Origin of the sequence: Rheinheimera sp. (genome assembly GCF_036568245.1) — a bacterium.
GTDB lineage: Bacteria > Pseudomonadota > Gammaproteobacteria > Enterobacterales > Alteromonadaceae > Alishewanella.
Genome location: NZ_DATCSY010000056.1, coordinates 1 through 3768 on the forward strand (window position 1 = coordinate 1; position 3768 = coordinate 3768).

Here is a 3768-nt window from a genome sequence, read left to right on the forward strand (position 1 = left end):
TAAGTTAATGATCCTTCGAGTGAAGATCTATTTATGCACTGAAATTAGCGTGCTTAATAGTAAACATAATAAAAAGATCTCTAAAAAGATCTTATTTAATTTAGAAGATCCTCTGCCACCTGTAGCATTCCACTTAACCTCAGATCAGGCTACAATATGCTTCTTTGAAAGCTCGATCCTATTAATCCAGATACTGAGGCAACTATGCTGTACCAGGAGACATTCGATGTCATCGTTGTAGGTGGCGGCCACGCAGGCACTGAAGCCGCTTTGGCAGCAGCCCGCATGGGTCGTAATACCCTATTGCTTACCCATAATGTTGAAACACTGGGACAGATGTCATGTAACCCTGCAATTGGCGGTATCGGCAAAGGTCATTTGGTAAAAGAAATTGATGCTTTAGGCGGCGCTATGGCAATTGCTGCTGATAAAGGCGGTATCCAGTTCCGTACGCTCAACAGTTCCAAAGGCCCTGCGGTTCGAGCTACCCGGGCCCAGGCTGATCGTCAATTGTATCGTGCTGCAATTCGTCAAATTCTGGAAAATCAGCCTAATTTGAGTATTTTCCAGCAATCCTGCGATGATCTGATTGTAGAGAATGATCAGGTTACCGGTGTTGTTACTCAGATGGGACTGAAATTCAAAGCTAAATCTGTGGTGTTAACCGTTGGTACTTTTTTAGGTGGCCAGATCCATATTGGTTTACAGAGCCATTCCGGCGGTAGAGCGGGTGATCCACCGTCTATCGCATTAGCAAAACGTTTGCGTGAATTACCGTTTCGGGTCGATCGGTTAAAAACCGGTACGCCACCACGTATTGACGCCCGTTCTGTAGATTTTTCACAGATGCAGCCACAGCCTGGTGATAATCCAACGCCAGTATTTTCATTTCTTGGCAAGCAATCAGATCACCCTCGGCAGATCCCGTGTTATATCACTTATACCAATGAGCAAACTCATGATGTGATTCGCAATAACCTCGACCGCTCGCCAATGTATACCGGTGTAATTGAAGGCATAGGTCCACGTTATTGCCCTTCTATTGAAGACAAAATCATGCGCTTTGCTGATAAAGATAAACATCAGATTTTTATCGAACCGGAAGGCTTAACCACGCATGAGCTGTACCCTAACGGCATATCAACCAGTTTGCCTTTTGACGTGCAGCTAACCATAGTGCGCTCGATAAAAGGTATGGAAAACGCCCATATTACCCGGCCAGGCTATGCTATTGAATATGACTTCTTTGATCCGCGTGATCTGAAAAGTACTCTGGAAACCAAATTTATCAGCGGTTTATTCTTCGCAGGCCAGATTAATGGCACCACAGGCTATGAAGAAGCCGGTGCTCAGGGCTTACTGGCCGGCTTAAATGCTGCTTTGTTCTGCCAAGACAAGCACGGTTGGTCGCCAAGCCGCGATCAGGCGTACCTGGGGGTACTAGTTGATGATCTGACGACGCTTGGTACAAAAGAGCCCTACCGTATGTTTACCAGCCGGGCCGAATACCGTTTGATGCTGCGTGAAGATAACGCTGATGCACGTCTGACTGAAAAAGGCCGTGAATTAGGCTTGGTAGATGATGTGCGCTGGGCTGCATTTAACCAAAAGATGGAACAAATTGCGCTGGAACGTCAACGCTTAAAGCAAAGCTGGATCCATCCACAACACGCTGCACTGGGGCAGGTAAATGCCCTGGTAAAGACACCTTTGAGTAAAGAAGCCAGTTTAGAAGAGCTGGTACGCCGGCCAGAAGTCAATTATATCGATCTGATGCAGATCGCTGACCTTGGCCCGGCGCTGACAGATCCTGCCGCCGCCGAGCAGGTAGAAATTCAGATTAAGTACGAAGGCTATATCCATCGGCAGCAGGATGAAATTGCTAAGCAGCAACGTAATGAACAAACGTTACTGCCGCAGCAATTTGATTATAAAGCCGTAAAAGGCTTGTCAAACGAAGTTATTGTTAAGCTGAACCAGACTCAGCCTCAAACCGTTGGCCAGGCATCGCGTATTTCCGGTATTACACCTGCGGCCATTTCACTGTTACTGGTGTACCTGAAAAAGCAGGGCTTGTTGCGTAAAACGGCTTAACTCAGACAAGGTTATTGATGTTAGAACAATTACGCTTGCTGGTTGCGCAAACCAGCCTAACGCTGACAGAACAACAATTGCACCAATGTATTGAATACGTAAAACTACTGGATAAATGGAACAGCGCCTATAACCTGACATCCGTGCGCGATCCACAAGAAATGTTGATCAAACATGTAATGGATAGTCTGGTGGTGGCACCTCACCTGAACGGCGATCGCTTTATTGATGTGGGGACCGGCCCGGGCTTACCCGGTGTATTACTGGCGATCTACTATCCGGATAAACAATTTACTCTGCTCGACAGTCTGGGTAAACGTATTCGTTTTCTCAATCAGGTGAAATTACAGCTGAAATTGAGCAATATTTTCCCGTTACAAAGCCGGGTGGAAGACCATCAGCCAAAACAGGGCTATGATGGTGTGATCAGCCGCGCTTTTGCTTCAATGAACGATATGCTGAACTGGTGCAGGCATTTACCCGCTCCGACTGGCCGCTTTTTCGCCATGAAAGGTGCTGCAGTACAAGAAGAAATTGCAGCTTTGCCTGATTTTGTTAAAGTAGCGTCCGTTCAGCCATTGCTGGTACCACAGTTGCAAGCGCAACGCCATTTGGTAATACTGGACCCCTGCTAACTGATAACGAGGACATCTTGTGGCGAAAGTGATCGCAATAGCTAACCAGAAAGGTGGTGTAGGTAAAACCACTACGGCAGTGAATCTGGCTGCCTCGCTGGCTGCGACCAAGCGCAAGGTGCTTCTGATCGATTTGGATCCTCAGGGCAATGCTACTATGGGCAGCGGGGTTGATAAGTACGAGCTGCCTGCCACAGCTTATGAGTTGCTGGTAGATGACAAGCCTTTAGTAGATGTGTTGGTTAAAGAAACCAGCGGTGGCTATCATCTGGTTGGCGCCAACGCCGATCTTACCGCAGCCGAAGTGCGTTTAATGAATGTTTTTGCACGCGAACTGCGTTTGCGTAACGCATTGAAAGATTACCGCAACAGTTACGATTTTATCTTTATCGACTGCCCTCCATCGTTAAATATGCTCACGGTTAATGCCATGGCCGCAGCGGACACTGTGCTGGTCCCTATGCAATGTGAATACTTCGCGCTCGAGGGGTTAACTGCGCTGGTTGAAACTATTAATCAGCTGGCTGCTGCGGTTAATCCTGAGTTAAAGATCGAAGGTATATTAAGAACGATGTACGATCCGCGTAATCGTTTGGCCAACGACGTATCAGAGCAGTTAAAACAACATTTTGGTGACAAGGTCTACCGCGCCGTTATTCCACGCAATGTGCGCCTCGCCGAAGCACCCAGTTTTGGTGCACCGGTAATGTATTATGATAAAAGTTCAACCGGGGCTAAAGCTTATCTGGCGCTGGCTGGCGAAATGTTACGCCGGGCCGATAAAAAAACGGTTAACAGCCCTGCCGCTGTCTGAACGTTAATTATTTAGGGAAGCAATTTAGCATGTCGGTAAAGAAACGCGGCCTGGGCCGGGGTCTGGATGCCTTACTTACGTCCAACAGAACCAGCAACAGCGATACTGCCACTGTGATCAGCAGCGAACTGCAGCAGTTGCCGGTTGAATTTCTCAGCCCGGGTAAATATCAGCCGCGTAAAGATATGTCCCAGGAAGCGCTGGAAGATTTAGCCAGTTCTATCC

At 47.5% G+C, this 3768-nt stretch carries 3 protein-coding genes and 1 pseudogene; all 4 read left to right on the forward strand.

All coding sequences use genetic code 11. The features are described from left to right. Window positions 1-204 precede the first annotated feature (204 nt). The gene (mnmG, locus tag VIN66_RS02545; protein WP_331922529.1) at window positions 205-2094 is read left to right on the forward strand and encodes a tRNA uridine-5-carboxymethylaminomethyl(34) synthesis enzyme MnmG; all 1890 of its coding nucleotides are present in this window, start codon (window positions 205-207) and stop codon (window positions 2092-2094) included. A gap of 17 nt (window positions 2095-2111) precedes the next feature. Then, the gene (gene rsmG / locus VIN66_RS02550) at window positions 2112-2729 is read left to right on the forward strand and encodes a 16S rRNA (guanine(527)-N(7))-methyltransferase RsmG (protein WP_331922530.1); all 618 of its coding nucleotides are present in this window, start codon (window positions 2112-2114) and stop codon (window positions 2727-2729) included. 19 nt (window positions 2730-2748) lie between these two features. After that, window positions 2749-3543, forward strand: a complete 795-nt coding sequence (locus tag VIN66_RS02555; protein WP_134053440.1) for a ParA family protein — start codon at window positions 2749-2751, stop codon at window positions 3541-3543. 29 nt (window positions 3544-3572) lie between these two features. Continuing rightward, window positions 3573-3768 (forward strand): annotated as a pseudogene (locus VIN66_RS02560) (chromosome partitioning protein ParB); the annotation flags it as partial.